We start from the raw sequence: 26,799 nt of genomic DNA on the forward strand, positions 1-26,799 counted from the left end.
ACCTCACCGCCGAGTGTGGGGCGTATGTCACTGCCCGTCGAGGTCGTCTTCGGGATCTACCTCGGGATCATCACGGGGATCCTGCCCGCGCTGGTCTCCGGGGTGCTCGGATTCGTGTTCAAGTACGTCACCGGGGTGACAATTCCCGGGCTCGGGGTCGTCGTCCTCGCGCTCGCGATCGCCGGCATCAACGGCGGCCTGCTCGCGCTCAACGACGAGACGATCCGCTCGTCCGAGCGCGCGCCGGCGGTCCTCACGGCCATCGTGGTGGTCCTGATGATCTCGCTGTACGCGCACGCCCAAGGGGACAAGCTCGGCGCCACCGTCCCGAAGCGGATCTCGCTCCAACAGCTCCGCGACCGGACCCTCTCGACGGACGTCGTCGAGCTGGTCGGCGGTCGGGGTCGGGTCACCGTCGACGTCGCCGGCGAGGTGAACGACATGGAGGGGTACCCGCCGCTGCCGGCCGAGACCCGGGGCGCGATCGTCGACGGCGAGTGGACGTTCCCGGCCGACCTCCCGCTCGTCGAGCTTGAAGACCGGTTCGCGGAGCGGCTCCGGACCGAGCTCGACCTGGCTGACGTCGCCGTGCGGATCGACGAACGCGCCAACGCGACGGTGGCCGCGGCGCCGCCGACCGGAGCGCTGTCGAAGCGGGTCCCGGAGGGGAAGCGCGCGGTGTCGGTGCCGGCGCTCGTCCCGACCGGGATCGCCCGCGGCGATGTCGTGCGCGTGCTCGCGTCCGGCCTCAGCGTGGACGGGACCGTCCTGGCCGCGAGGACGAGCGGGAAGCCGGAGCCGGGCGCGGGGACGCCGGCGACCGGCGGCGGGCGGCCCGGAGACGACCTCCCCGGGACCGATGCCGCGCGGAGCGACGGGGAGCCGCGCGGGGACGGCGGGCCGCGGACGGACGGCGGCGAGGCGCCCCCCGCCCCGACGACCGCGAGCGCGCCGACGACGACCGGGGGAGAGGGGCGAGTGACGGTCGCCGTCGAGCGGCCGGAGGCGAGCGCGCTCCTGCGCGCGGGTCGGGGGCGCGTCCTCGTCCTCTCCCGCGGCACCCGCCGGGAGTACGAGCTCACGACGCTGCTGCGCCGCGCGGGGAAGCGGTTCCGTAAGGTGTCCGTCGTCCCCGGCGGCCCGCTCGACGGCCACACCATCGGCGAGGTGGGCGTTCGGGAGGCGTACGACGTCGCGGTCCTCGCGGCGCGGCACGACTCGTGGAGTATCGCTCCCGGCGGCTCGCAGCGCCTCTCCGCCGAGGACGAACTGTTCGTCGTGGGGAGCCGCGACGCCCTCGACCGGTTCGCGGAGGCCGCGCGATGATCGCGGCGGCGACGGCGGCCGCGGCGACCGGCGCGGGTCACCAGGGATTCGTCGGCTTCCTCGTCGCCGTCGCACCCAAAGCCGCCGTCGCACCGCCGGTCGACGTCGGCTTCGCGCGCCCGCGGCAGGCGGCGGTCACTCTGGTCACCTTCGCGGTCCTCTCGGTCCTCGTCGCCGGCGCGGCGGCGCTGACGTACCGGTGGTACTTCCGCGACGAGATCCCAGAGGGGGTCACCGTCCTGCTCGGCGTCTCCGTCGTCGCGCTGTACCTCAACACGACCTCGCTCGGGGCGATCGCGGCCGGCGAGAGCCCGTCGCTGCTCGAACCGGAGAGCGTCTTCTTCAACGTCGTCTCGCTCGGCGTCGCGGCGGTGTTCGCACCGGGCGGCCGGTACGTCGGCGACCGGCTCGCGGTCGACGTGTTCGCGCTCTCGGGGGCCAGACAGCTGGATGGCGAGCTGACCGGCATCGTCCGGGCCGTCGGCCGGTTCACGGCCGTCACGCTCCCGGTGGCCGAGGAGATCCGCGACATGGACACCTACGACCCGGTGTCGCCGGAGAAGAAGGCCGAGATGGCCGAGAAGACGCTGCTGTTCGCGCGGAAGCTCTCCGGCGAGGAGCTCCGCGAACGGCTCGTCGAGCGAGTGAAGACCGACCACGGCGTCGGCTACGTGGACGTCGACGTCACCGACGACGGCGCGGTCGAGTACTTCGCGGTCGGCTCCCGCGCGGCGGGGCTCGGACCGACGCTCGCGCCCGGATCCGCCGCGGTCGCCGTGGCCGCTGACCCGCCGAACAACGCGACGGCCGGCGACACGGTCCAGCTGTGGCGCACCGATCCGGAGCCGAAGCGGGTCGCCACCGGCGAGCTCCGGGGCGTCGCCGGCGACGCGGCGACCGTCGCGCTCGACGAGTCCGACGCCGAGGGGCTCACCGAGGAGGAGTCGTATCGGATCGTGACGCTCCCGGCGGAGCCGCAGGCCGACCGGGAGTTCGCCTCGCTGCTCCGGAACGCCGACGAGACGATGGCGGCGATCACGGTCGAGGCCGGCAGCGCCCTCGCCGAGAGCACCGTCGGCGACGTGGAGGTCGTCGTCGCCGCCGTCCGACCCGGGGACGGGGCGGTACAGCCCATCCCGCGGCGCGGGTACGCCTTCGGCGCCGGCGATCTCGTGTATCTGGTCGGCCGACCCGACGCGCTCCGTCGGTTCGAGGCCGACGCCGGCGGAGAGAGGGCGGACCCGTCGGTCGTCACGGCGAACGACGGCGACGACGGCGACGGCGGGGACCGGGCCGACGCCGAGGCCGAACCGAGCGAAGGGACGCAACGCTCTTGAGGCGTCCGTACGGGGTCAACGTATGGAGTGGAAGCTGTTCGCGGACCTCTCGGAGATCGCCGGCGGCCGCACCGTCGAGGTAGAGGCGTCGCCGGGGGACACGGTCGGCGACGCGCTCGACGGCCTGCTCGACGCCCACCCCGACCTCCGAGAGCGCGTGCTCGAGGACGACTCGGTGGCCGACCACATCAACGTCCTCCGGAACGGGCGGAGCGTCCGCCACGACGAGGGGTTGGAGACGACGCTGGAGGAAGGCGACGAGCTGGCGCTGTTCCCGCCGGTGAGCGGGGGCTCGATCGGCCGGTAGATCGGTCGTTTCAAACGGTCGCCCGTCGCATCAGTCGACATGAGCGACGGCCACGACGAGCACGGCGGAGACGGCCACGACGAGCACGGCGGAGACGGCCACGACGAGCACGGCGGAGACGGACACGACGAGCACGGCGGCGACCCGCCCCGAGAGGAGTTCCACGAGGACCCGGTCGGGCACACGCGGGCGACCGCCGACATGACGGTCGGCCAGCTGGTCGAGGGGTACGGCGACGCCGGGATCGGCGCGGCGTCGGTCAACGAGGCGGGCGACGTGCTGGCGGAGATGTTCGCGAACGAGGACTGCACGGTCTTCCTCTCGCTGGCCGGCGCGATGGTCCCGGCGGGGATGCGCCGGATCGTCTCCGACCTGATCCGCGACGGCTACGTCGACGCGCTGGTGACCACGGGCGCGAATCTCACCCACGACGCCATCGAGGCGATCGGCGGGAAACACCACCACGGCAGGACTCACGACCCGGAGAAGAGCCTCCGCGAGCACGACGAGGGGCTCCGCGACGAGGGCGTCGACCGCATCTACAACGTCTACCTCCCGCAGGAGCACTTCGCGGCGTTCGAGGGCCACCTCCGCGAGGAGGTGTTCCCGGCGCTCGAGGCCGACCCGGACGCCGAGGGCGACGGCGCCGTCTCCATCGCCGACCTCGCGCGAGAGCTCGGTCGCGCGAACGCCGCGGTCAACGACCGCGACGACGTGGCCGAGGACCCAGGCGTCGCCGCCGCGGCCTACGAGTGCGACGTCCCCGTCTACTGCCCCGCTGTGCAGGACTCCGTGCTGGGACTGCAGGCGTGGATGTACGCGCAGACGGCCGACTTCACGCTCGACGCCCTCGCCGACATGACGGAGCTGACCGACCTCGCGTTCGAGGCCGACGACGCCGGCTGCCTGCTCGTCGGCGGCGGCGTCCCGAAGAACTTCACCCTCCAGACGATGCTCGTCACCCCGCGGGCGTACGACTACGCCGTCCAGATAACGATGGACCCGGAGGCGACCGGCGGGCTCTCCGGCGCCACCCTCGAAGAGGCCCGGTCGTGGGGGAAGCTGGAGAAGGACGCGCGCAACGCCTCCGTCTACGGCGACGCGACCGTCATGCTGCCGATGCTCGTCGCCGCCGCCCGCGAGCGCGTGGAGTAGTCACGACAAATAGTAATTACATGTAATTAGATTTTTCACCCGGGAGCCACTGATCTGGCGTAATGGCCGACTACACTACCATCTCGCTGCGGAAGGAGTTCGTCGCCGACGTCGAGGAGTACATCGAGGACGAGCCGTTCGGCTCCGTGAAGGAGTTCGTGAAACACGTCGTCGTCCAGGAGATGGAGTCGGACGACGAGATCAGCGAGGCGGAGGCCCGCCGGATCGGCAAGCGGCTCCGGGACCTGGGGTACGTGGACTGATGAGCGTCGCCGACGGCGTTCCGGTCGACGTGCCCGAAGGCGTGTCGCGGGCGGACGCGGTCCTCGCCGGCATGCCGCTGCTGTTCGCCGGCGGGTACGGCGCCGCGTCGGCGATGGTCGAGGGGTGGGTGGTCCCGACCGCCGCCGCGGCGCTGGCGTGCGCGCTGCTGATGCTCGACGCGCTCGTCCGGAACCCGCCTCAGTGAGCGGGGCACCGACGCCAGCCCGTTAGTTCCTCGGTTCCAGCCCGGCCGCCTCGGCCAGCAGCGCGTGCGATTCCAGCGCGTCGCCGTGGTCGGGGACTGCGTGCTGGATCATCACCTCGTCGACGCCGGCTCGGTCGGCCAGCTGTTCGAGGATCCCCGATATCGTCTCCGGACTCCCGGAGACCGACCGCGGCCACTCGTCGTCGTCGAGCGTCGCGGGCGTCGGCTCCGGGGCCTCGCCGAGCTCGTCGACCGCCTCAGCGACGGACGGCGTCGAGTCCCCGAGGTCGCCGCGGCGCATCCGCCGGAAGGTCGCCTCCGCGGGCGCTCGGCGACGGGCCGCGGCCGCGTCGGTCTCGGCGGCGACCGCGTTGACCGCGACCGTCCCCGTCGGCTCGTCTGGGCCGGCAGGGAGCGCGCCGGGCTCGAACGCCTCGCGGTAGGACGCGAACGCACGCTCCGCGAATCCGGGCCTGATGAACCCGGCGAAGCAGTACCGAAGCCCGAGTTTCCCGGCGATCTCGCCGCTCGCCGGGCTCGACCCGAGCACCCACGGAACGGGGGGACCGTCCCCGGAGCGGGGGACGTCGAGGTCGGCGTACTCGTGGCCGTCGGGGTAGGCGTCGTAGAGGTGGCTCACGAGCGCGCGGACCCGTTCCTCGTGGTCCTCGTTCGGACTCTCGACGCGGCGGCTCGTCCCGAGCGCGCGGTCCGCGGCCGGCGGCCCGTTCGCTCGGCCGACGCCGACGTCGACGCGGCCCGGCGCGAGCCCGTCGAGCGTCCCGAACGACTCGGCGACTTTGAACGGGCTGTAGCGATTCAAGAGGACGGCCCCGCTGCCGAGCCGGATCGCGTCGGTCGCCGCCGCGAGCCGTCCGAGGAGCACCTCCGGGGTCGTCCCCGCGAGGCGGTCGGTCCTGCCGTGGTGTTCGGCGACCCAGAAGCGCGAGTAGCCGAGCCGCTCCGCCTGCTCGGCGGCCGCGACCGTGTTCGCGAAGGCGTCGGCGGCGGTCCCGTCCGCGGGGACCGGAGAGAGGTCGACGACGGAGAGGTCCATGCCACGGCTCGGCGACCGCCGGTAGTAAGCGTTCGGCCGGCGGCGGAATCGTGGGGGTCGGACGACCCGCCGCGACCGGACCCGACACTACGGGATTCGAGCGGAATGGAGAGATCGAGAAAGCGTCGTCGTCAGTTGTCGCCGGTCTTCGACTGCCACGCGTAGTCGCGGCGCTTCGCGGACTTACCGAAGCCGCAGGAGGAGCAGCGCTCCTTCTTGACGTGGTAGGACTTCTCGCCGCAGCGGCGGCACTTCACGTGAACCGTCTTGTTCTTCTTCCCCTGAGAGGGCGTTCCGGAGCCGGTCATGCTTTGATGGTGACGACGTTATCGCCGCGTATAATCGTTGTGTCTTCGATCGCGACGGCGAACTCCGCGTCGAGATCGTCGTCGACGCGGTCGCCGACGTCGTCCTCCGGCTCGATGACGACGTTCATGTGCTGGTCGTAGCCGGCCAGCACTCCGTAGTAAGTCGTCCCGTCCTTCAGGTGTACCGTCACCGGGTCCTCGAGCGACGCTTCGAGCACGTCGAGGGGTCGTCCACTCATTGTACGTATCGCCGCCCGTCGCGGTAATAAAAATACCGGGACGCGAGGAGGACAGATCGGGGTGAAAACCCGTTCACGCCGGTCGAGACTGTCGGGTACCGCCGTGTTACCGGCCGTCGCGGTGGGCCCCGAACCCCGGTGTTTTTAAGACGGGCTCCTGTATCTCGGGATACCACACTCCCGCGGGACACGGTGAGCCGACGTCGGCTCGGCCGTAGCGGGGCCTCAACGACGCGCGGTCGGACGTAGCGCTGACGGCTCCTTGCGGGGTTTCAGTGATGAACGCCGTACAGGCGTTCGATATACACAAACCATGGAAATCGAAATTGCGACACTCGGCGGTTACGAAGAGGTCGGTCGACAGATGACGGCGGTGCGAGCGGGCGACGACATCGTCATCTTCGACATGGGCCTGAACCTCAGTAAGGTCCTCATCCACGACAACGTGGAGACCGAGAGCATGCACAGCCTCGACCTGATCGACATGGGCGCGATCCCGGACGACCGCGTCATGAGCGAGCTGGAGGGCGACGTCCAGGCGATCGTGCCCACCCACGGTCACCTCGACCACATCGCGGGCATCCCGAAGCTCGCGCACCGGTACGACGCCCCGATCGTCGGCTCCCCGTACACGATCGAACTGGTCAAACAGCAGATCGCCGACGAGGGGAAGTTCCAGGTCGACAACGACCTCGTGAAGATGAAGGCGGGCGGCACGATGGCCATCGGCGACTCCGAGCAGGTCGAGATGGAGTTCGTCAACGTCACGCACTCGATCATCGACGCCATCAACCCGGTCCTCCACACGCCCGAGGGCGCGATCGTCTACGGCCTCGACAAGCGGCTGGACCACACCCCCGTTATCGGCGACCCGATCGACATGGACCGGTTCCGCGAGATCGGCCGGCAGGACGAGGGCGTCCTCTGTTACATCGAGGACTGCACGAACGCCGGCCGGAAGGGCCGGACCCCTTCCGAGTCGTACGCGAAGAAGCACGTCGAGGACACGCTGACCTCGATGGAAGACTACACGGGCGGGATCGTCGCCACGACGTTCTCCTCCCACATCGCCCGCGTGAAGACGCTCGTCGAGTACGCCCGCGAGATCGGCCGTCAGCCGGTCCTCCTCGGGCGCTCGATGGAGAAGTACTCCGGGACGGCCGAGCGGCTCGACTTCGTCGACTTCCAGGGCGACGTGGGCATGTACGGCCACCGGAAGTCCGTCGACCGCGCGTTCAAGCGGATCATGAAGGAGGGGAAGGGGAACTTCCTCCCCATCGTGACGGGCCACCAGGGCGAGCCGCGCGCGATGCTCACCCGCATGGGCCGCGGCGAGACCCCGTACGAAATCGACGACGGCGACAAGGTCGTCTTCAGCGCCAGCGTCATCCCGGAGCCCACCAACGAGGGCCAGCGCTACCAGAGCGAGCAGCTCCTCCGGATGCAGGGCGCTCGCCTCTACGACGACATCCACGTCTCCGGCCACCTCCGCGAGGAGGGGCATTACGAGATGCTGCAGGCGCTCCAGCCGCAGCACCTCATCCCCGGCCACCAGTCGCTGGAGGGCCGCTCGCCGTACGTGAGTCTCGCGAAGTCGCAGGGGTACAAGCTCGGTCGTGACATTCACGTCACGCAGAACGGGAGCGTCATCCAACTCGTCGAATGACGAGCGAGACGAAGGAGGCGCGGGTGCTGGACGCCATCCGCGAGCGGCGTGAACTGGTCAACGCCGCTATCGACGAAGAGCTGCCGGTACAGCACCCGGAGCGCCTCTACGAGGCGACGCGGTACATCCTCGAGGCCGGCGGGAAGCGGCTGCGCCCGACGGTGGCGACGCTCGCCGCCGAGGCCGTCGCGGGCGTCGAGCCGATGAGCGCCGACTTCCGCGAGTTCGCCGCCCTCGACGGGACCGAAGTGGACGTGATGCGCGCGGCGGTCGCCATCGAGGTGATCCAGTCGTTCACCCTGATCCACGACGACATCATGGACGAGGACGACCTCCGGCGCGGCGTCCCCGCCGTCCACGAGCAGTACGACACGTCAACGGCGATCCTCGCCGGCGACACGCTCTATTCGAAGGCCTTCGAGTTCATGACGGAGACGGGCGCGGCCCCGGAGAACGGGTTGGAGGCGATGCGGATGCTCGCGTCCACCTGCACGGAGATCTGCGAGGGACAGGCGCTCGACGTCTCGTTCGAGTCGCGCGACGATATCCTCCCCGAGGAGTACCTCGAGATGGTCGAGCTGAAGACCGCGGTCCTGTACGGGGCGTCGGCGGCGACGCCGGCGATCCTGCTCGGCGCCGCCGACGACGTCATCGACGCGCTGTACGAGTACGGGATCGACTCGGGACGGGCGTTCCAGATCCAAGACGACGTGCTCGACCTGACCGTTCCCTCCGAGGAGCTGGGGAAACAGCGCGGCTCCGACCTCGTCGAGGGGAAGGAGACGCTGATCACCCTCCACGCGCGTCAAGAGGGCGTCGACGTCGACGGCCTCGTCGACGCCGACACCCCGGCCGAGGTCACGGAGTCGGCCATCGAGGACGCGGTGGCCGCCTTGGAGGAGGCCGGCTCCATCGCGTACGCCCGCGAGACCGCGGAGGACCTCACCGCGCGGTCGAAAGAGCACCTCGAACTGCTTCCCGAGAGCGGCTCGCGGAGCCTCCTTGAGGACCTCGCGGACTACCTGATCGTCCGCGGCTACTGAGCGGACCGGGCGGAAAGCGAGTCGGACGGCCGCGACCGGACCGCCGGCCGTCCGGCCACGATCCGGCGGCGTCCTCCGCAACGGACACCGCTTTATTCCCCGTCGCCTTCCTTCGACCGTGTCACGGTATCGAGACGTCGTCCTGTTTTTCACCCTCGCCACGCTCTGGGGCGGCTCCTTCGTCGCCATCGAGGTCGGCCTCGACTACTACCCGCCGGTGCTGTACGCGGCCTGCCGGTTCGACGTGGCGGCGCTGGTGTTGGTGTCGTACGTCCTCCTGACGGAGACGGGACCGCTCCCCAGCACGCGCGGCGACTTCGCCGCCATCGGCTTCAGCGGGGGGCTCTCCGTCGCCGCCAACAACTCGCTGCTGTTCGTCGGACAGCAGTACACCACCAGCGGCATCGCCTCGATCACCTACAGCCTCGTGCCGATCGCGACCGCGGCGGTCGCGGCCGCCTGGATCGGCGGTTCTGACCTCGACGCGCGCGGCGCGTTCGGTGTGGTACTCGCGTTTATCGGCGTCGGGCTCGTCGCCCAGCCGGACCCCGCGAACCTCGCCGGGGGCGTCACCATCGGGGTCGGGCTGATCTCGATCGGCGTGCTCGCGGTCGCGGTCGGCAGCGTCGGGCTCCGCACCGTGACGACGAGCTTCTCCAGCATCGCGCTCACGGGGTGGGCGATGCTGTTCGGCGCCACGCTGATCCACGGGCTCAGCGCCGCGCTCGGCGAGACCCAACGGCTCCCGGTCACGGAGCTTCCCGCGGTCGGTTCGCTGCTGTTCCTCGGCGTGATGTCCTCGGCCGTCGCGTACAGCATCTACTTCACGCTGCTCGACCGGCTGGGCCCGTTCGAGATCAACCTCGTCTCCTACGTCGTTCCGGTCGTCGCGACGGTCGCCGGTGCGGTCCTCCTCTTAGAGCCCGTGACGCCGCTGACGGTCGTCGGCTTCTTCGTCATCGTCGCCGGCTTCGCGCTCCTGAAGCGGCACGCGATCGCCGACGAGGTCCCGCGGCTCCTCTCGCGGGTCGGCGGGCTGTTCTGACGGGGCCGTCGCGACGACGGCGACGCGGAGGGTCGCCGCCGACCTCAGCCGTCGAGCGCGGCGATGTCCTCGACGATCTCGACCGCGTGGTCCTCGGGAGAGACGCCCTCGTAGGCGAGGACGACGGTCCCCTCGCCGTCGAGCACGTACGTGTTCCGGAACACGCCGTCGAAGGTGTTGCCGAACATCTGCTTCTCGCCGTACGAGTCGTACGCGCTCGCGACCTCGCCGTCGGGGTCCGACAGCAGCGTGAACGGGAGGTCGTGCTTCTCGGCGAAGGGCTCCAACTCCTCGACGGGGTCGTCGCTGATCCCGACGACGGCGACGTCGGCCCCCTCGAAGGCGTCCCACTCGTCGCGGAACCCGCACGCCTCGGCGGTACAGCCCGGCGTGTCGGCGCGCGGGTAGAAGTAGACCACCGTGTACCGCGACTCGTCCGGGTCGACGGTGACGGTCGCGCCGTGCTGGTCGGCCAGCGTGATCGGGGGTGCGGAATCGCCGGGATCGAGCATACCTGCCGTCGTTTCGGCGGCGTCTTAGGGCGTTCGGTCCGGTCCACTTTTATCCGCTACTGTCATGCTAACGATATCGATGGTGTGGCAACCGACGCCGTACACGGCCCCGTTGCTCGTGGCGGCGCTCGCCTCCTTCTCCTTCGCCGCGTACGTCGCGAGGAGTCGGGGGCGAGGGGAGCGCGCGCTCGTCCGCGCGTTCGTCGGCGTCGCGCTCGGGAGCGGGGTCTGGTCGCTGGCGTACGCGGCCCAACTGTCGGCGACCGCGCTCGACGCGACCCTCTTCTGGAACCGGTTCGTCTGGGTCGGGACCGGGACCCTCGCGGTCGCTTGGCCCGCGTTCGTGCTCGCGTACGTCGACCGAACGTCGTGGCTCCGGCCGCGCCGGTTCGCCCTGCTCTGTCTCGTTCCCGCGGCCGTGGTCTCCGGCGCCCTCCTGATCGGTCCCGAGGCGCTGTTCTACCGCGACCCGTCGCTCGCCGACGTCGGCGGCTACCTCGTCGTGGAGTACGCCCCCACGCCGGAGCTCCTCGCGTTCGTGGCCTACTCGTACGCCGTGAACCTGGTCACCTTCGCCGTCCTCGGGTACGCGGCGCTCACCCGAGAGGGCGTGTTCCGCCGGCAGGCGGCGCTGCTGCTCGTCGCCGGCGTCGCACCGACGGTCGCCGGCGTCCTCGGCGTCTGGGGCGCGGTCGGGCCGACGTTCGTCGACCTGACGCCGGTGACGTTCGCCGCCACGTCCGGGGTGATCGGCTGGATCGTGTTCAGACACCGTCTCCTCGACCTCTCGCCGATCGCCCGCGATACCGTCTTCGCGAACCTCGCCGACGGGGTCGTCGTCGTGGACGCGACCGGCCGTATCGTCGACGTCAACGAGCCGGCGAGGGGACTGTTCCCGTCCGTCGCGGTCGGACGAGACGTCGTGGAGGCGTTCGACTCCGCCCCGGGCGTCGTCGAGGCGATGCGGGGCGCCCGGACCGAGTCGTCGCGCGAGGGCGAGTTCCGGGTGACCCTCACCGACGGGGAGAGTCACCGGTTCCTGACCGTGGACGCCCACGCGATCGACGGCGCTGACGCCGGAGCGCCGCCGCGTGACGGGGCCGGCGGCACCGTCCTCCTCTTCCGGGACGTCACCGAGCGGGAGACTCTCCAGCGCCGGTATCGGACCCTCATCGAGAAGTCGCCGAACGTCGTGGCCGTCTGCGGGACCGACGGTCTCGCCCGCTACGTGAGCCCGTCGATAGAGCGGCTGCTCGGCCACTCGCCCGCCGAGGTCGAGGGGCGACCGATCGTCGACCTCGTCCACCCCGACGACGAGTTGGAGTCGCAGCGCGCGTTCGAGCGGGCGTTCGAGACCGACGAGCCGCAGCCGCTCGACCACCGCATCGCCCACGCCGACGGGAACTGGCGCCGGTTCGAGACGACCGTCGAGCGCCTGTTCGACGACACCGAGGAGGTCGTGATCACCGCGACGGACGTGACGGAGAGCCGTCGGTACGAGCAACGCCTGCAGGTCCTCAACCGCGTGCTCAGACACGACCTGAAGAACGACACGAACGTGATCGGCGGCTACGCCGACCTCCTGCGCGACCACGTCGACGAGGACGGCGGCGACTACTTGGACATCATCGACCGGAAGGTAGAGACGCTGACGCACCTCAGCGACCAGGCCCGCGAGATCGACGTGGCGCTCCACAACGAGGCCGAACAGACGCGGATCGACCTCGCGCGGCTGGTCGAGCGGCTCTCCGAGTCGCTCGAATCGTCGTTCCCGGACGCGACGGTGCGGGTCTCGACTCCCGACGCCGCCGTCGCGCACGCCGACGAACTCCTCGAGTCCGCCGTCCGGAACGTGCTGGAGAACGCCGTGGTCCACAACGACCGCGAGCGCCCGACCGTCGACGTCACGGTCGCGGCCGCCGGCGGCGGGTACCGGATCGAGGTCGCCGACGACGGCCCGGGGATCCCGCCGGTCGAGCGGGCGGTCTTCTCGGAGGCGCGCGAGACGGCGCTGGAGCACGCGAGCGGGCTGGGGCTCTGGCTCGTCCACTGGATCGTCACGGGATCGGGCGGCGAGCTCGACATCGAGACGCGGGACCCGACCGGGACGGTGGTGCGGATGCGGCTCCCTGCGGCCGACGCCGACGGCGGGACTGCGGCCGAAGCAGACGCCGAGGACACTCCCGCGGCCGAAGCAGACGCCGAGGACACTCCCGCGGCCGACGCCGACGGCGGGAATGTCGCCGGGGCAGACGGCGGAAGCTCCGCCGCGACGGACGTGCGCGACTAGCGCCGTCGCCGTCCCTCCGCAACCTCTTTGCGGTCGCTGGTCGAACCGACGGTCATGAGTCACGGATCCCTGGACGAGGACGCGGTCGAGAGCTACCGGGAGGCCGGCGCGGTGTTGGTCGAGGCGACGAACGAGGCCCGCGAGATGGTCGAGCCGGGGCGGTCGCACTTGGAGGTCGCCGAGTGGACGGAGGACTTCGTCCGCGAGCAGGGAGCCGGGCTCGCGTTCCCCGTCAACATCAGCGTCGATCCCGAGGCGTCGCACGCCACCCCGACCCGGGACGACGACACGGAGTTCGGCGAGGAGATGGTGTGTCTCGACGTCGGCGTCCACGTCGACGGCTACATCGCCGACGCCGCGGTGACCGTGGACCACTCCGGGAACCCGGAGCTCGTCGAGGCCGCCGAGATGGCGCTGGAGGCCGCGGTCGACGAGGCCGGTCCGGGCGTCGAGGTCGGCGTCGTCGGCGCGGCGATCGAGGACGTGATCCGGGGGTACGGCTACACCCCCGTCCTGAACCTCTCCGGCCACGGCGTCGAGCGCTACGACGCCCACACGGGGCCGACGGTGCCGAACCGGGGGGTCGACCGCTCCGTCGAGCTAGAGCCGGGGCAGGCGGTCGCGATCGAGCCGTTCGCCACCGACGGCCGCGGGAAGGTCGGCGAGGGGACCGACGAGGAGATCTTCGAGCGACAGGGGTCGGCGAGCGTGCGCGACCGCCGCGCGCGGCAGGCCTTAGAGGAGATCGAGGCGTTCGACGACCTCCCGTTCGCGGCGCGGTGGCTGGAGGGCGACCGCGTCGAGATGGCGTTGCGGCGGCTCAAGCAGGCGGGCGCGGTCAAGGGGTACCCCGTCCTGAAGGAGGCCGACGACGCCTTGGTGAGCCAGGCGGAGCACACCCTGCTGATCGCCGAGGACGGCGTCGAGGTGACGACGGCCGGGATCCACGGCTTCGACGACTGATGGACCGGATCTACGCCCCGTGGCGGATCGAGTGGGTCGAGCGCGAGTCGGACCCGATCGACGGCTGCCCGTTCTGCGTCCTGCCGGACCGCGAGGACGCCCGCGAGGCGCGGATCGTCGCCGAGAGCGAGCGCAACTACGTCCTCTTGAACAACGCCCCGTACAACCCGGGCCACGCGATGGTGATCCCGGACGAGCACGTCGAGGATCCGACCGACCTCGACGACGCGACCCTCCTCGACCACGCACGGCTGAAGTCGGCGACGCTGACGGCGTTGCGCCACGACGTCGACCCCGACGGCGTGAACACGGGCCAGAACCTCGGCGGGGCCGCCGCCGGGGGGTCGATCGACCACCTCCACACTCACGTCGTCCCGCGGTGGAACGGCGACACGAACTTCATGCCCGTCACCGGCGAGACGAAGGTCATCGTGGAGGCGGTCGACCGCACGTACGGGCACCTCCACGCCGGCTTCGCCGCCGGCGACGACGTGGTCGATCCGGGCGACGCCGAGGCCGGCGAGGCGGTCGAGATCGACTTCGACAGCTGAGGCGACGGCGATCCAGTATTTAAATAGCCGTGAATGACGGCGAAGATTATTTTATAAATGACGGAGGCGGCGGCGCGCCCCGGTGAGCGGCCGACAGGCCGCGAGCCGACGGTGCGAGGTCGTCGGGCGAAGCCCGACTGCCAGAGAATCTCCGATTCTCGCTGGACGCGGTGAGCGCTCGTAAAGCGCGAACCGCGAGGCTGGGGAAGTGTGAGGTGCTGTGCGGTATAGGTGGGACTCAAAAGGGCAGCCGGTGAGGCGGACGGAGGCGTTCACGAGAGCTCCGCTCTCGTGAGCCAATCAGAACGCGAAGCGTTCTGATGACGATGCAAGGACCGCAAGGAGCGAGTGAAACGAGCGACTGAGGACCGTAGCGAGCGTGCGTCCGCCTCACCGGTTGGGGCTTTGGAAGTGTTCACCGCAGCAACGCCGACCATTTATAAACAGTCGACAGCAACACCACGCTCCGACCTGTAAACGACTCTCCTCGCGACGTACTACACCTACTCCTCGATGCGCGTCAGTACACCAGCTCCCCGGAGATGAACTTCCGGGTGCGCTCGTCCGACGGGTCTTCGAAGATCCGCTCGGTCGGGCCGACCTCGGTGACACCGTCGTCGAGCAGCACCGCGACTCGGTCCGCGACACGCTCCGCCTGATGCATGTCGTGCGTCGCCACGACGACGCCGATCCCGCGGTCGCGGGCCTTCGCCATCGCGTCCTCGATGACGGCGGTGTTCCGCGGGTCGAGGTCGGAGGTGGGCTCGTCGAGGAGGAGGACGTCGGGGTCGTACGCCAGCGCCCGGGCGAACGACACCCGCTGCGCCTCGCCGCCGGAGAGCGAGTCCGCCCGCTGGGTCGCCTTCTCGGAGAGCCCCACCACGTCGAGCGCGTCGCCGACGGCGTCGGCGGGCTCGTGCAGCCCGACGAGCGAGCGGAGCTGGGCCTGAAGCCGGTCCGCCCACGGGCGGCGGATCCGCAGGCCGTACTCGACGTTGCGCGCGACGGGCGCGTCGAAGAGGCTCGCCTCCTGGAACACCATCCCGACCCGCCGGCGCAGTGCGAGCCGCTCCGACTCCTCGGCGGTCCACACGTCGGTGCCGTCGAGCGCGACGGCGCCGTCGTCGGGTTCGAGCGAGAGCGCGAGCGTCCGGAGCAGGGTCGTCTTGCCGACGCCGGACGGACCGATCACCGCGACCACCTCTCCGGAGTCGACGGTCAGCGAGAGATCGCGGAACACCGGCCCGTCGCCGTACGAGCGGGAGACGTTCCGGAGCCGGAGCATCAGCGGTGCACCCCCTGATCGCCGAGCCGGATCACGACGGCGTTGACCGTCAACACGAGCGCGACGAGGACGGCGCCGAGTATCATCGCGGTCTCGTACTGCCCCTGTCTGGCCTCGAGCTGGATGGCGGTCGTCAGCGTCCGCGTCTTCGATATCCCGTCCGCGCCGGTGATGTTGCCGCCGACGATGAGCACGGAGCCGACCTCGCTGATAGCGCGGCCGAATCCCGCGAGGATCGCGGTGGCGATACCGTACCGGGCCTCCTTGAGGACGACGAGCGCCACGTCGACGCGCGTGCCGCCGAGCACGCGGGCGGCGTCGCGGACGTTCTGATCGACGCCGGAGATCGCCGCGAGGCTGATCGCCGTGATCGGCGGCGTCGCGAGTACGAACTGCGACATGATCATCGCCTGCTTCGTGAAGACCAGATCGAGCGCGCCGAGCGGTCCCTGGTTCGAGACGGCGAACAGCACGAGGAGGCCGACGACGACGCTCGGGAACCCCATCCCGGTGTTGATCACGGACTTCGCGAACTGCTTGCCCGGGAAGTCGGTGAATCCCATCACGACCGCGATCGGGATGCTGAAGAGCGTGCTCAGCGCCACCGCCGTGAGGCTCACGTACAGGGAGACGTAGATGATGCTCCAGACGTACCCGTCCCTGAACGGAAGGTCGAGGAGGGCCGGGAGGTCAGCGGCGACTGGTCCCCCGAGGAGGGCCGGGAGGTCAGCGGTAACCGGGCTCCCGAGAACGATCGGCAGCAGCGGTGCGACTGATTCGAGCGGCACGCTCACCCGTCGGTGGAGTTCCCACTCCAACCTTCCGGAACGTACTGCTGGAAGTCAGGGCTCTCGGAGACCGCCCTGGGGAAGAACAGCTGCTCTCCGTTCATCTGGTAGTCGGCGATCGCCTCTTGGGCCCCGGGGCTGGTGATCCAGCCGATGTACGCCATCGCGAGGTCGTAGTTGGCGTTGTCGTGGACGCCGGGGTTGACGGCCATGATCCCGTAGGGGTTCGCGAGGATCTCCGGGCCGTCCTCGATCGGCCCCTGCACGAGGATCGTCAGGTCGATCTCCGAGCGCTGCGAGATGAACGTGCCGCGGTCGGAGAGCGTGTACGCGCCCTGCTGGTTGGCGTTGTTGAGCGCCTCGCCCATCCCGGCGCCGATCTCCTGGTACCAGTCGCCGCCGGGGTCGGTCCCCGCGGCCTCCCAGAGGTTCAGCTCCTTGGTGTGCGTGCCGGAGTTGTCACCGCGGGAGACGAACGGGGCCCCCGCCTCGGCGATCGCCGTGAGCGCCTCGGTCGCCGAGTCCATCCCCCGGATCCCCGCCGGGTCGCCCTCGGGCCCGACGATCACGAAGTCGTTGAACATCAGGTCCCGGCGGTTGACTCCGTACCCGTTCCGCAGGAACTCGTCTTCGAGCCCGCGGGCGTGGACCATCACCACGTCGGAGTCGCCGTTCCGGGCCGACTCGAGGGCCGCGCCCGTCCCCTGCGCGACCGCGTCGACGGTCACGCCGTACATCTCCTCGAAGTCGCCGTGGATCGCGTCGAGGAGCCCCGTGTCGTATGTGCTCGTCGTGGTCGTGAGCGTCAGGGCCTCGCCGGCCACGGCGGCCCCGCCGCCGGTCTGCTCTTGGCTCCCCCCCAACTGCGCACAGCCGGCGGTGCTCGCGACAGCCCCTGCGCCGAGCGCGGCGACGAACCGTCTTCGATGTATCGACATAGACACACCGATGGACTGATAGGTAATATAATTTCTGCACGCGGATAACCGCGATCGGTTACTCGCTCCCGCACGGAGCGATCGAGGTGCGCCGGTGAAGCCGAGCCGGTGTCCGATCGCGCCCCGAGATCGGTCGGAATCGGAGGGGAAGACGACTGGAACCGGTTACGTCGCCGTCGGGGACGCCGGCGTACCGGGAGGGAAAGCGCCAACACCCCCCGGGACGACGGTGTCGACATGGACGAAAGCGGCGACGAGGGCGCCGCCGAAGGGAGCGCCGCCGGCGCGGGCCGCGGCAGCGCGGCGCTCATCGAGGGCGACGCCGAGTTCGACGGGCGGGACGCCGCGCTCCTCCGGGCGGTCCACGAGGCGGGCTCGGTCGCGGGCGCGGCCGCGGAGCTGGGGCGTTCGCGGGCCCGAGCGCTCTCGCGGATAGAGCGCCTAGAGGAGGCGTTCGGCCGGTTGGTCGAGCGCCGGCGCGGCGGCTCGGGGGGCGGCGGCAGCCGGCTCACCGACGCCGGGCGCGAGCTGCTCGACCGCTACGACCGACTGCAGGCCGTGCTCGCCGCGACCGCGAGCGTGCCCGAGACGGTGCTCGACGGGACGGTCGCGAGCGTCGACGGCGAACTGGCCGACGTCGACACCGCGGTCGGCACGCTTCGGGGGCTCCACGATAACGCGACCGTCGGCGACGCGGTGCAGGTCAGAGTCGGCGCCGACGCGGTGACGATGCACTCGGGGGACGCCGACATCGACCCGGACGCGACGAGCGCGCGGAACCGGCTCCGAGGGACGGTCGTCGACATCGACGCGGGCGAGACGGTCTGCACGGTTCGCGTCGCGGTCGAGGGCACGGCGTTCCACGTGCTGGTCACCGCCGAGAGCGCGTCCCGGCTGGCGCTCACCGAGGGCGACGACGTGTCGGTGCGGTGGAAGGCGACGGCCACCCGGCTGGTGAGACACGCGACGACCGCCGGCTCCGCCGAGCCGTCGCGGGACTGACACCGGACGGGCCGGAGCGGTCACTCCTGCCTGGATCGCTTCCAGGCCGGGTAAAGCTCTATCACGGCGATCAGGCTGAGCGCGACGCCGACGGCGATCATCAGTGCGTCCGGGTCGATATCGTCCATACCCCAACGTGGGGGCGTAAACGTGTAATCGTTTGCCACGATTCGAGGAGCGACCGGTCCGCGCGCGGGGACCGGTCTCCGGTTCGGTACGGGTCGCGACGGCCGACCGATCGCGGCCGCGGCGCGCTTCGGGGAACGAAGACGTATGTGCGCGAGCGTCCAAAGATCGTCATCATGCCCGCGACAGACGACGAACGCGACGACGGGAACGATCGACTGTTCGCAGTCGTCATGATCGCGCTCTCGGTGCTCATCTTCCTCGCCGTCCGCAGGTCGGAGCGCTCGCGCTCCGACTAAGGCGTCCGCGGCGAGAGCGCGACGACAGAGCCGCCGAATCCGGGTCGTTCGTTCTCGCTGACGGGAACTGATTTACATGTACGCACCCTACTGAATCTGTGAGCGACTCAACTGAGGACACGGCGGTCGAAGCCGCGGAAGGAATCGGTACCGACGGTCTCACTCCCGCGGTGCTGGCATCGGTCGGCTCGGTCGCCCTCGCACTGTACTTCTACTACGTGCGCGGCGACAAGCAGCGCGGCCAGTTCGTCGGCTTCTGGCCCGTCACGATACTCGGACTGGCGTCCTACTTCAAGCTGGAGGAGATCCGGCAGATGCTGGCGGACGACGAGTAGTTTCGCACTCAGGCCCGTCCCGATCGGCGTCGGGACCGAAACGGAGTATAAAAGCGGCGAACCGACGGCGTCGGACCCCGGCTCCGACCCGCGGACGCGAGCGGCTTTTTCTGACACCGCCTCAGCGAAGACGCGGCCGCGCGGCGCGGGCGGAACCGGTCCGACCCGGGCGTTCTTTGCGCTCCGCTTCGAACGTGAGACATGGATCCGACCGACATCGACGCGGTCCTCGTCGCGGGCGCCACCGGCGGAACGGGCCGAGAGGTGCTGCGGCGAGTCGGACGGCGAGTGGACACCGTTCGCGCGCTCACGCGGTCCGCGGGCGCCACCGCCGACCTCCGGGCGGCCGGCGCGGACGAGGTCGCGGTGGACGACCTCCTCGACCCGTCCGACCTGGCCGCGGCCGTCGAGGGGGTCGACGCCGTCATCAGCGCCGTCGGGAGCACCAGCTCGACCGTCCGGAGCGGCCCGCCGTTCGTCGACGGGGCCGGGAACCGAGCGCTGGTGGAGGCGGCGGTCGACGCCGGCGTCGACGCGTTCGTGATGGAGTCGGCGATCGGCGTCGGCCCCGAGCCGTCGAGCCCGCTCGCGTCCGCCTTCGACGCGTTCATCGGTCCGTTACAGGAGGCCAAGGGCGAGGCGGAGGCCGCGCTCCGCGACGCGCCGATCCGACACACGGTCCTCCGCCCCGGAATCCTGACGAACGGCCGGCGGACGGGGCTCGTCACGACGGCCGAGCCGGGGGCGAGGCTGTGGGGAACCGTCTCGCGTGCCGACGTGGCGTGGCTCATGGCCGCGGCGCCGACGACCGAGGGCGCGGCGGACCGGACGTTCGAGGTCGTCTCCACGCCCCGGTTCCCCGACCGCGGCGTCGACGTGAACTGGACGTTACCGCGGTGACTCCGGGCCTCGCTGCCGTCACGGCGCACCGGGGCGGCGGTAACGATTATAACCCGTCCGTGAGTAGTGACAACGCATGACACACGACGTGCCGACCGAAGAGACCCGGGGGCGCCGGTGGTGTGAGACCTGCCGTATCAGCGTCGAGCCGGTCGCGGGCGACCGCGGTCTCGAGTGTCCGAGCTGCGGCGAGTCGCTCTGAGGGCGCCGACCCGCCGCGGGCCGCTCGGAGAAGACACGCAGAGACGTCTCACGCCTCCTCGCTGGCGTCGAAGTAGCCGTTGAGCAGTTGCGGGACGACGACTCCGACCGTCAACAGCGCTCCGATCAGGACGGTGTCGCTCAGTTCCGTGAGGACGCGGCCGCCGTAGGCCAGCGCCAGTCCGGCGGCCATACACAGGAGGATGACGGCGTTCTCGCGGGAGAGCATGCGGTCGGCCTTCGGCGTCCGGCTAAAAATCCCCTGTGGACCGCTACTTGCCCCAGAAGGGGTCCCGCTTCCGCTTCGTGTCGAGATACGCCGAGAGCGCCTCGCGCTCGTCGGCGGTGATCTCCTCTTTCAGCTCCTGTTCGAGGATCTTCGCGTGCTTCTCGGGGACCTCGGTCCAGAGGGTGTCGCCCTCCTCGATTCCGCGCCCGACCGTGGGCCCGTCGATGGCGATGCTGACGCGCTCGCCGGCGCGCGCCTCGTCGACGTCGTCGCCCTGCTTCTGGATCCCGGAGAGCTGCCCGACGCGATCGAACTCGTTGCCCTCGAACATCCCGACGTTGCGGTTGTTCTGGACCGTGCCGGAAATGACCTCGACGCCGACGACCGCGGGGTCGTTCTGGCGGAACGTGTGGTCGGGGAGAATGCGGAAACGCGCGGGCCGGACGACCTTGTCCAGCACCGTCTCCTGTTGGGCGCGCTGGCGCTCCTCGACGAACGTCTCGTAGTCCTCGATCAGCTGGTAGATGACGTCGTTCGTGAACAGCTTCACGTCGGCGTTCTCCAGCTCCGTCTCGGCGTTCGCCAGCAGGTCGACGTTGAAGCCGAGGATCGCCTTGTGCTCGTCCTGGTTCGCGGTCTCGGCCACGGCGATGTCGCGGGGCGCGATGTCGCCGACCTCGGCGCGCAGGATTGGCACCTCCGCCTCGCGGAGCGCGTTCGCCATCGCCTCCAGCGAGCCGAGCGTGTCGGCCTTGACGACGACGCCGTCCTCGGCGGTCTCTACCTCGATCTCCGCGAGCTCGGCTTTCACCTCCTCGACGACCTCCGCCTCCGGTCGGTCGCGGACGACCCGGACCGGCGCGCCGGCCATCGCCCGGTCGAGGTCCGGCGCCGCGATCTTCACCCCGGCCGCGGCGCCGACCTCGGCCACCTTCTCGAACTGCTTCTCGGTGCGGATCTCCTCTAAGGGCCGCGGCTGCAACAGCGCGCGGATCTCGGTGACGATCGGCTCGTCCTGCCCGCCGACGACGATCCGGTCGCCGTTGCGCACGACGCCGTCGTACACCACCGTGTCGATGGTGGCGCCGAAGCCGCGCTCGTCTTTCACTTCGAGGACCGTCCCCTCCCCCGCCCCGAAGACGTCGATCGCCATCTCCTCTTTCATGAAGCGCTGGGAGAGACCCATCAGCACCGTGAGGAGGTCGGGGACCCCCTCGCCCGTGATCGCCGAGAGGGGGACGACGCCGATGTTCTTCTGGAAGTCCTGCACGCGCCAGTAGAGGTCCGCGGAGAAGCCGGCGTCGGAGAGCTGGCCGATGATCTCGTAGAGGTTCTCGTTGAGCATCGACTCGGCGCGCTCCGACTGCGCCTCCAGGCTCTTCTGGATCGGCTGGCCGTCCTGCGGGTTCCACCCCGGCGTCGTGTCCACCTTGTTGGCGGCGACGACGAAGGGAGTGCCGGTGCGCCTGAGGATGTCGATCGCCTCCTCCGTCTGCGGCTGGAAGCCGTCGTTGACGTCGACGACGAGCACCGCGATGTCGGCGAGCGCGCCACCGCGGGCGCGCAGCGTCGAGAAGGAATGGTGGCCCGGCGTGTCGATGAACAGGAGACCGGGGAGGTCGAAGTCGGTCGGGTCGATGAGCTCGCCCGCCATCCCGGAGATGGTGTCGAGCGGGATGTCCGTCGCCCCGATGTGTTGGGTGATCGCGCCGGCCTCGCCCTCGCTGACGGCGGAGCCGCGAATCGTGTCGAGCAGGCTCGTCTTGCCGTGGTCGACGTGACCCAACACGGCGACGATCGGCGTCCGAAGGGTGTCCGCGTTTGTGTGGTCGGTCATAGGTGATCGCCCCGAGAAGGTCGGTTACCCGGTATTCCGCCCGGGCGTCAGTTAAGCCTTTCAAAATGCGACCGGCCGTTTCGCCCCGATCCGGGCCCGTCCCGCGTCGGCGTCCGCCGCCCGACGACCGTCGTCCAGTGTCAGGCGATCGATGTCCGCCGGTCAATGGCCGTCGCCCGATGTCCGCCGGTCAGCGTCCGTCGCCCGTCGGACGCCCCCGTGGCGTTTAAGACCGTTGCCACGGACGGTGAGGACATGGTAGACATCCTCGCGGAGAACCTCTCCGGGAAGGCGGTGATGAGCTCGGACGGGACCGAACTGGGCGACCTGTACAACATCACGATGGACCTGAAGTCCGGGGAGCTGAACGACCTGCTCGTCAGCCCGCACGAGCACCTCAGCCCCGAGCGCTCCGGGTTCGACGTCGACGAGATGGGCCGACTGAAAGTGCCGGTCGGGAACGTGAAGGCGGTGAAGGACTACATCGTCGTCGCCCGCTGATGGAGGTCCTCGACACCTCGGCGTTCATCCACGAGTACACCACCGACGACGACGTCGTCTCGGTGCCCGAAGTGCACGAGGAGCTCAATGGCGAAGGGGCGCTCCGCTTCGACGCGATGGAGGGGTCGGGGATGACGATCCACGTCCCGGCCCCGGAGGTCATCGACAACGTCCGGCGCGCCGCGCGCGGCTCGGGCGACGACGCGGAGCTGTCCGACACCGACACGCGGCTGATCGCGACCGCGCTCGAACTGAGCGCGACGCTGGTCACCGACGACTACGCGATGCAGAACGTCGCCGAGCGGCTCGACCTCGACGTCGAACCCATCGCCAGAGACGGGATCACGGAGGAGCGCGAGTGGCGCTTCCAGTGCGTCGGCTGCAACCGCACGTTCGACGAGAACAAGGAGCGGTGCCCGATCTGCGGGAGCGACCTGACCCGAAAGAACCCGGCGTGACCGGGCTCGGCCGACCGATAGAGGGTGCTATTCTCTCGCATTCGACCGACCGATTGAACAGGCGGCCCGCCGACCTCCCGACGTGAACGCATTCGAGACGATCTCGTCGGACGCGCTCCGGGCCGGCCGGGCCGACGCGCTCGACGACGCGGTCGCGAGCGCGCTGACCGCTCACCCGCTGGACGGGATCGAGACCGAGTACCCGCATTACCAGGGAGCGGTGGAGGGGCCGGACGCGCCGCCGCGCCCCTCGGAGAAGCACCCGGCCTTCTACGGCTGCTTCGACTGGCACTCGGCGGTCCACAGCCACTGGGCGCTCGTCCGGCTGCTGCGGGTCGCCTCGGACCACCCGGACGAAGGTGAGATCGCGACCGTCGTCGACGGGCGGCTGACGCCCGAACACGTTGCGGGCGAGGTGGAGTACCTCGACGCGAATCCGAGCTTCGAGGAGCCGTACGGCTGGTCGTGGCTGCTGCGGCTCGCCGCCGAGTTGCGCCTGTGGGACGACTCACGCGCCGACGCGTGGCGCGAGACCCTCCGCCCCCTCGAAGACCGGGTTCGCCGGGGGACCCTGGAGTCGTTCCTCGGCGTCGCCCGCCCGCACCGCGTCGGCACCCACGGCAACACGGCGTTCGCGCTCGCCGGAGTCCTCGACTACGCGCGGGTCGTCGGCGACGCGGAGCTCGAACGCGAGGCCGAGACGACGGCAAGCCGACTGTACGCGGACGATTCGGCCGGCGTCGTGGGCGCGGAGCCCGTCGGGTGGGACTTCGTCTCGCCCGCCTTGACCGAGGCGGACCTCATGCGCCGGGTCCTCGCCCCCGACCCGTTCGCGGCGTGGCTCGACGGGTTCCTCCCGGACCTCACGGGGGCGCCGCACGACGCGCTGCTGACGCCCGTCGACGTCGAACCGGACGAGGGCGACGGCGCCGCGATGCACCTGATCGGGCTCAACGTCTCCCGCGCGTGGTGTCTCGCGGGACTGGCCGACGCGCTTTCGGGGCGGGAGGGGCCGGCGGCGACCCGACTGCGGGAGCCGCTGGACGCGGCGGCGCGCCGGCACGCCGAGGCGGGGGCCGCGGACGTGCTCACCGACGACTACGCGGGCTCGCACTGGCTCTCCTCGTTCGCGGTGTACCTGCTGACGCGGAACGAGGGCGGGATCGCGCCGGGGACGGCTTAGTTCGTGCCCTTCGACTCTTGGGGGTCGCCGTCGACCGGTCCGGCCGACTCGCTCTCGGCGATTCCGAGGGCGTCGTCGGAGAGCTCGTTGCCGTCGAGCCGAGGGACGCGCCCCCGAAGCCGTCGGGCGACGGCCCGGGCCTCGGCGATCTCCACTTCGGCGACCGCCCGGACCAGCGCGACGGCGCGCTCGGCGCGGGCGCGCTGCCACGACTCCTCGCGGGACTGGTAGGTCCGGATAGCGCGGAGGAACTCGCGCTGCGAGAAATCCGGCCAGTACGGCGCACAGAAGTAGACGGCGGCCTCGTTGCCGTTCGCGTGCCACGGCAGGAAGTTCGAGGTGCGCTCGTCGCCGCCGGTTCTGACGATGAGGTCGACGTCGCGGACCGGGCGGTCGTACAGTCGGTCCTCGACGGTCTCGACGTCGACGTCGGCCGGGTCGAGGGCCCCGGCGTCGACGTCCGCGGCGATCGTCCGCGCGGCGTCGAGCAGTTCCGTTCGCCCGCCGTACGCCAACGCGATGTTCAACCTGAACCGGTCGTTGTCGGCGGTACGGCGCTCGGCGTAGTCGACCGCGTCGCGGACGCGCGGCGGGAGCTGGGCGACGTCGCCGATGGCGCGGACCCGAACCCCCTGTTCGTGGACGCGGTCGGCGTCGGCGAACTCCCGGAGCTTGCGCTCCAGCAGGTCGAACAGCGGCGCCAGCTCCTCGTCGGGGCGCTCGAAGTTCTCCGTGGAGAAGGCGTACAGCGTCAGTTCCGCGACGCCGAGGTCGGCGCACCAGTCGAGCACCCGCTCGGTGGTGTCGGCGCCGGCGCGGTGCCCGTCGGGGGCGTCGGCGCCGCGCTCGCGGGCGTACCGCCGGTTCCCGTCTTGGATGATCGCGACGTGAGCCGGCACGTCCTCGATCTCGCGGCGGAGGTGGCGCCGGTAGGCGCGCTCGCCGAGGCCGCGGAGACGGTCCAGCATACGTTCTGATAAATTCGACCGAGGGATATGTACTTTTACCTTCCGATCCCGGATATCGACGTCTATGGACGCCGCCTACGTGTTCGCCGTCGCGTTCCGGCTCGACCCGGACGGAGCGACGGTGGACCCCGATCGGTTCGAGGCGACGATGGAGATACCCGCGAGCGAGCCCGGCACGGACGGGTGGCTGTTCTTCCGCGACCGGCTCTGGCGCGGCGAGATCGGGGACGACCCCTCGTTCCGAGGCCTCGCGAGCGACCGCCTCGGCGTCGAGGTCACCGAGGCGTCCTTCCGGGAGCTCCGGACCGACGAGGCGTACCTCGAGGCGCTGAAACGCGAGGTCGCCGCGGATCTCTCCCGGTTCAACGCCGACTCGGTCGACGCCGCCCTCGGCAAGTACCTCGGCTCGTCGATCCACGTGCGGGGAGAGTGAGAGCCTGACGGCGGGCGACCGGCGTGGCGCGGCACCGTTACCCGCGGCCCCGCAACGCACTTATCGGTCCGGGTTCTACTGACGCGCCCATGGCCGTCGTCGACTACGACTTCCACCTGTTCGACCTCGACGGCACGCTCGTCGACGCGGAGTGGTCGTACACCCGCGCGGTGTTCGACCGGGTCGGCGACCGGCTCGGCCGGCGCTTCTCCGACCGCGAGGCGCACGTCCTCTGGCACGGGTTGGGCGGGCCGCGCGGCGACACCCTCCGCGAGCTCGGCGTCGATCCGGGCGACTTCTGGCCCGCGTTCCACGCGGTCGAGGACCCGACGGCCCGCGCGGAGGCGACGTACCTCCACGACGACGCCGCTCGACTGCTCGACCGCGTCGACGACGCGGGCGGACCGACCGGGCTCGTCACCCACTGCCAGCGGTTCCTCGCCGAGCCCGTCCTCGACAGGGTCGACTTGGAGGGTCGGTTCGACGCGGTGGTCTGCTGTACCGACGAGACGGGGTGGAAGCCGGACCCCGCGCCGATCGAGCTGGCGATGCGCGAGCTCGGCGTCGACCCGCGAGGGGACCGCGGCTACTACGTCGGCGACGGCGAGAGCGACGTGGGCGCGGCGTGGAACGCCGGACTCGACGCGGTTCACGTCGAGCGGGTCGGCCACGCGGACCGCGGGCGGTGCGTGCTCGGCGACCGGCGCGTCGACCGGCTCGACGAGCTGGTCGAGCGGACGTGACCTCAAGAGCCGGCGATCCGTCGAACGCGTTCCGTACCGCACTTCGCACACGCCTCCACGACCTCGTCGGGATCGATGATTATCGCTTTGCGTTCGTATCGGTGGCGACAGATCAGTCGGTCGAGGTTCATCGTGTGTCACGGTGGCGGCATTCGCTCATAAGTAATTTCCGTGAACACACACTAATACACATAATATAGTGGCACATAATAAGTGAATCGCTGTTAGAAAATGTGAATGTCTTAATATAGCCGCGTATTTGAGTGTACGGTCAGTTTACTATGGCTACCAGCTGTATAACGCGC

Annotated in this window: 32 protein-coding genes; 22 read left to right on the top strand and 10 right to left on the bottom strand. The window is 70.3% G+C overall.

Annotated features, from left to right (window positions below; translation table 11 throughout):
* Positions 1–24: 24 nt before the first annotated feature.
* The 6 genes from DJ81_RS16975 to DJ81_RS17000 all read left to right on the top strand — a co-directional run bounded on the left by DJ81_RS16975 (position 25) and on the right by DJ81_RS17000 (position 4,594).
* Positions 25–1,326 carry a potassium channel family protein gene (locus tag DJ81_RS16975; protein ID WP_094590741.1) on the top strand — a complete coding sequence of 434 codons (1,302 nt, stop codon included), beginning with the start codon at positions 25–27 and terminating at the stop codon, positions 1,324–1,326.
* Positions 1,323–2,663 (top strand): potassium transporter TrkA, encoded by a 1,341-nt coding sequence (locus tag DJ81_RS16980; RefSeq protein ID WP_094590743.1) that lies wholly within the window; start codon positions 1,323–1,325, stop codon positions 2,661–2,663. The genes DJ81_RS16975 and DJ81_RS16980 overlap by 4 nt, the downstream gene beginning before the upstream one ends.
* Positions 2,664–2,685: 22 nt before the next feature.
* Entirely contained in the window at positions 2,686–2,970 is a 285-nt protein-coding gene (locus DJ81_RS16985) for a ubiquitin-like small modifier protein 1 (protein ID WP_094590745.1), read from the top strand.
* 39 nt (positions 2,971–3,009) lie between these two features.
* On the top strand, positions 3,010–4,125 hold the full coding sequence (locus DJ81_RS16990; protein WP_094590747.1) for a deoxyhypusine synthase: 1,116 nt from the start codon (positions 3,010–3,012) through the stop codon (positions 4,123–4,125).
* Between the two features lie 62 nt (positions 4,126–4,187).
* Positions 4,188–4,388 carry a hypothetical protein gene (locus tag DJ81_RS16995; protein ID WP_094523669.1) on the top strand — a complete coding sequence of 67 codons (201 nt, stop codon included), beginning with the start codon at positions 4,188–4,190 and terminating at the stop codon, positions 4,386–4,388.
* Positions 4,388–4,594 (top strand): hypothetical protein, encoded by a 207-nt coding sequence (locus DJ81_RS17000; RefSeq protein ID WP_094581147.1) that lies wholly within the window; start codon positions 4,388–4,390, stop codon positions 4,592–4,594. The genes DJ81_RS16995 and DJ81_RS17000 overlap by 1 nt, the downstream gene beginning before the upstream one ends.
* A 22-nt stretch (positions 4,595–4,616) precedes the next feature.
* Here the strand turns inward: DJ81_RS17000 and DJ81_RS17005 are convergent, their stop codons facing one another.
* The 3 genes from DJ81_RS17005 to DJ81_RS17015 all read right to left on the bottom strand — a co-directional run bounded on the left by DJ81_RS17005 (position 4,617) and on the right by DJ81_RS17015 (position 6,198).
* A complete protein-coding gene (locus DJ81_RS17005; protein WP_094590749.1) occupies positions 4,617–5,651 on the bottom strand; it encodes an MsnO8 family LLM class oxidoreductase in 1,035 nt (344 codons plus the stop codon).
* Between the two features lie 131 nt (positions 5,652–5,782).
* Complete coding sequence (locus DJ81_RS17010) at positions 5,783–5,959, bottom strand: 50S ribosomal protein L37e (protein ID WP_094523663.1); 177 nt, start codon at positions 5,957–5,959, stop codon at positions 5,783–5,785.
* Positions 5,956–6,198, bottom strand: coding sequence for an LSM domain-containing protein (locus tag DJ81_RS17015; protein WP_094523661.1), 243 nt, complete (start codon positions 6,196–6,198; stop codon positions 5,956–5,958). The genes DJ81_RS17010 and DJ81_RS17015 overlap by 4 nt, the downstream gene beginning before the upstream one ends.
* A 313-nt stretch (positions 6,199–6,511) precedes the next feature.
* Here DJ81_RS17015 and DJ81_RS17020 point away from each other — a divergent pair, with 313 nt between their 5' ends.
* From DJ81_RS17020 to DJ81_RS17030, 3 genes are all read left to right on the top strand, one after another.
* Positions 6,512–7,864: a ribonuclease J gene (locus DJ81_RS17020; RefSeq protein WP_094523659.1), complete on the top strand. Its 1,353-nt coding sequence runs from the start codon at positions 6,512–6,514 to the stop codon at positions 7,862–7,864.
* Complete coding sequence (idsA3, locus tag DJ81_RS17025; RefSeq protein ID WP_094590751.1) at positions 7,861–8,907, top strand: geranylfarnesyl diphosphate synthase; 1,047 nt, start codon at positions 7,861–7,863, stop codon at positions 8,905–8,907. The genes DJ81_RS17020 and idsA3 overlap by 4 nt, the downstream gene beginning before the upstream one ends.
* Before the next feature lie 118 nt (positions 8,908–9,025).
* A complete protein-coding gene (locus DJ81_RS17030; RefSeq protein ID WP_094590753.1) occupies positions 9,026–9,952 on the top strand; it encodes a DMT family transporter in 927 nt (308 codons plus the stop codon).
* 44 nt (positions 9,953–9,996) lie between these two features.
* Here DJ81_RS17030 and DJ81_RS17035 read toward each other — a convergent pair whose 3' ends face one another.
* Positions 9,997–10,464: a peroxiredoxin gene (locus DJ81_RS17035; RefSeq protein WP_094523653.1), complete on the bottom strand. Its 468-nt coding sequence runs from the start codon at positions 10,462–10,464 to the stop codon at positions 9,997–9,999.
* Positions 10,465–10,543: 79 nt separating this feature from the next.
* Between DJ81_RS17035 and DJ81_RS17040 the strand changes: the two genes are divergently transcribed.
* Genes DJ81_RS17040 through DJ81_RS17050 form a run of 3 tightly spaced genes read left to right on the top strand, consistent with a single transcriptional unit; the run spans position 10,544 to position 14,268 of the window.
* The gene (locus DJ81_RS17040; RefSeq protein ID WP_094590755.1) at positions 10,544–12,754 is read left to right on the top strand and encodes a histidine kinase N-terminal 7TM domain-containing protein; all 2,211 of its coding nucleotides are present in this window, start codon (positions 10,544–10,546) and stop codon (positions 12,752–12,754) included.
* 54 nt (positions 12,755–12,808) lie between these two features.
* Positions 12,809–13,717, top strand: a complete 909-nt coding sequence (gene map, locus DJ81_RS17045) for a type II methionyl aminopeptidase (protein ID WP_094590757.1) — start codon at positions 12,809–12,811, stop codon at positions 13,715–13,717.
* Positions 13,717–14,268, top strand: coding sequence for an HIT family protein (locus DJ81_RS17050; protein WP_094590759.1), 552 nt, complete (start codon positions 13,717–13,719; stop codon positions 14,266–14,268). The genes map and DJ81_RS17050 overlap by 1 nt, the downstream gene beginning before the upstream one ends.
* A gap of 520 nt (positions 14,269–14,788) precedes the next feature.
* Here the strand turns inward: DJ81_RS17050 and DJ81_RS17055 are convergent.
* The 3 genes from DJ81_RS17055 to DJ81_RS17065 form a co-directional block, all read right to left on the bottom strand.
* Complete coding sequence (locus tag DJ81_RS17055; protein ID WP_094523645.1) at positions 14,789–15,553, bottom strand: amino acid ABC transporter ATP-binding protein; 765 nt, start codon at positions 15,551–15,553, stop codon at positions 14,789–14,791.
* The gene (locus tag DJ81_RS17060; RefSeq protein WP_394338186.1) at positions 15,553–16,194 is read right to left on the bottom strand and encodes an ABC transporter permease; all 642 of its coding nucleotides are present in this window, start codon (positions 16,192–16,194) and stop codon (positions 15,553–15,555) included. Before DJ81_RS17060 ends, DJ81_RS17055 begins: the two co-directional genes overlap by 1 nt.
* A 149-nt stretch (positions 16,195–16,343) precedes the next feature.
* Complete coding sequence (locus tag DJ81_RS17065) at positions 16,344–17,279, bottom strand: substrate-binding domain-containing protein (RefSeq protein WP_094558113.1); 936 nt, start codon at positions 17,277–17,279, stop codon at positions 16,344–16,346.
* Between the two features lie 237 nt (positions 17,280–17,516).
* Here DJ81_RS17065 and DJ81_RS17070 point away from each other — a divergent pair, with 237 nt between their 5' ends.
* From DJ81_RS17070 to DJ81_RS19845, 5 genes are all read left to right on the top strand, one after another.
* Positions 17,517–18,281, top strand: a complete 765-nt coding sequence (locus tag DJ81_RS17070) for a TOBE domain-containing protein (protein WP_094527156.1) — start codon at positions 17,517–17,519, stop codon at positions 18,279–18,281.
* Between the two features lie 302 nt (positions 18,282–18,583).
* Complete coding sequence (locus tag DJ81_RS19840; protein WP_275542435.1) at positions 18,584–18,706, top strand: hypothetical protein; 123 nt, start codon at positions 18,584–18,586, stop codon at positions 18,704–18,706.
* Positions 18,707–18,804: 98 nt separating this feature from the next.
* Positions 18,805–19,041, top strand: a complete 237-nt coding sequence (locus tag DJ81_RS17075) for a hypothetical protein (protein ID WP_094523640.1) — start codon at positions 18,805–18,807, stop codon at positions 19,039–19,041.
* Between the two features lie 201 nt (positions 19,042–19,242).
* Positions 19,243–19,941 (top strand): SDR family oxidoreductase, encoded by a 699-nt coding sequence (locus DJ81_RS17080; RefSeq protein ID WP_094527157.1) that lies wholly within the window; start codon positions 19,243–19,245, stop codon positions 19,939–19,941.
* A 76-nt stretch (positions 19,942–20,017) separates the two neighbouring features.
* Positions 20,018–20,143, top strand: coding sequence for a hypothetical protein (locus DJ81_RS19845; protein ID WP_254921645.1), 126 nt, complete (start codon positions 20,018–20,020; stop codon positions 20,141–20,143).
* Between the two features lie 48 nt (positions 20,144–20,191).
* On the opposite strand, the gene DJ81_RS17085 is transcribed toward DJ81_RS19845, so the two are convergent.
* Entirely contained in the window at positions 20,192–20,371 is a 180-nt protein-coding gene (locus DJ81_RS17085; RefSeq protein ID WP_094523636.1) for a hypothetical protein, read from the bottom strand.
* Positions 20,372–20,414: 43 nt separating this feature from the next.
* Positions 20,415–22,208 carry a translation initiation factor IF-2 gene (gene infB / locus DJ81_RS17090; RefSeq protein WP_094523634.1) on the bottom strand — a complete coding sequence of 598 codons (1,794 nt, stop codon included), beginning with the start codon at positions 22,206–22,208 and terminating at the stop codon, positions 20,415–20,417.
* A 255-nt stretch (positions 22,209–22,463) separates the two neighbouring features.
* Here infB and DJ81_RS17095 point away from each other — a divergent pair, with 255 nt between their 5' ends.
* The 3 genes from DJ81_RS17095 to DJ81_RS17105 all read left to right on the top strand — a co-directional run bounded on the left by DJ81_RS17095 (position 22,464) and on the right by DJ81_RS17105 (position 24,350).
* Positions 22,464–22,709, top strand: a complete 246-nt coding sequence (locus DJ81_RS17095) for a PRC-barrel domain-containing protein (protein WP_094523632.1) — start codon at positions 22,464–22,466, stop codon at positions 22,707–22,709.
* Positions 22,709–23,167 carry an NOB1 family endonuclease gene (locus DJ81_RS17100; protein ID WP_094523630.1) on the top strand — a complete coding sequence of 153 codons (459 nt, stop codon included), beginning with the start codon at positions 22,709–22,711 and terminating at the stop codon, positions 23,165–23,167. The genes DJ81_RS17095 and DJ81_RS17100 overlap by 1 nt, the downstream gene beginning before the upstream one ends.
* An 82-nt stretch (positions 23,168–23,249) precedes the next feature.
* Positions 23,250–24,350: a DUF2891 domain-containing protein gene (locus DJ81_RS17105; protein ID WP_094590761.1), complete on the top strand. Its 1,101-nt coding sequence runs from the start codon at positions 23,250–23,252 to the stop codon at positions 24,348–24,350.
* Here the strand turns inward: DJ81_RS17105 and uppS are convergent.
* Positions 24,347–25,318, bottom strand: coding sequence for a polyprenyl diphosphate synthase (uppS, locus tag DJ81_RS17110; protein WP_094527158.1), 972 nt, complete (start codon positions 25,316–25,318; stop codon positions 24,347–24,349). The two genes, DJ81_RS17105 and uppS, sit on opposite strands and share 4 nt — an antisense overlap.
* 64 nt (positions 25,319–25,382) lie before the next feature.
* Here uppS and lwrS point away from each other — a divergent pair, with 64 nt between their 5' ends.
* Both lwrS and DJ81_RS17120 read left to right on the top strand, forming a co-directional pair.
* On the top strand, positions 25,383–25,751 hold the full coding sequence (gene lwrS / locus DJ81_RS17115) for an LWR-salt protein (RefSeq protein WP_094523624.1): 369 nt from the start codon (positions 25,383–25,385) through the stop codon (positions 25,749–25,751).
* 89 nt (positions 25,752–25,840) lie between these two features.
* Positions 25,841–26,494, top strand: coding sequence for an HAD family hydrolase (locus tag DJ81_RS17120; RefSeq protein WP_094523622.1), 654 nt, complete (start codon positions 25,841–25,843; stop codon positions 26,492–26,494).
* Positions 26,495–26,799 lie beyond the last annotated feature (305 nt).

It is taken from the genome of Halorubrum sp. Hd13, from assembly GCF_002252755.1.
Classification (GTDB): domain Archaea; phylum Halobacteriota; class Halobacteria; order Halobacteriales; family Haloferacaceae; genus Halorubrum.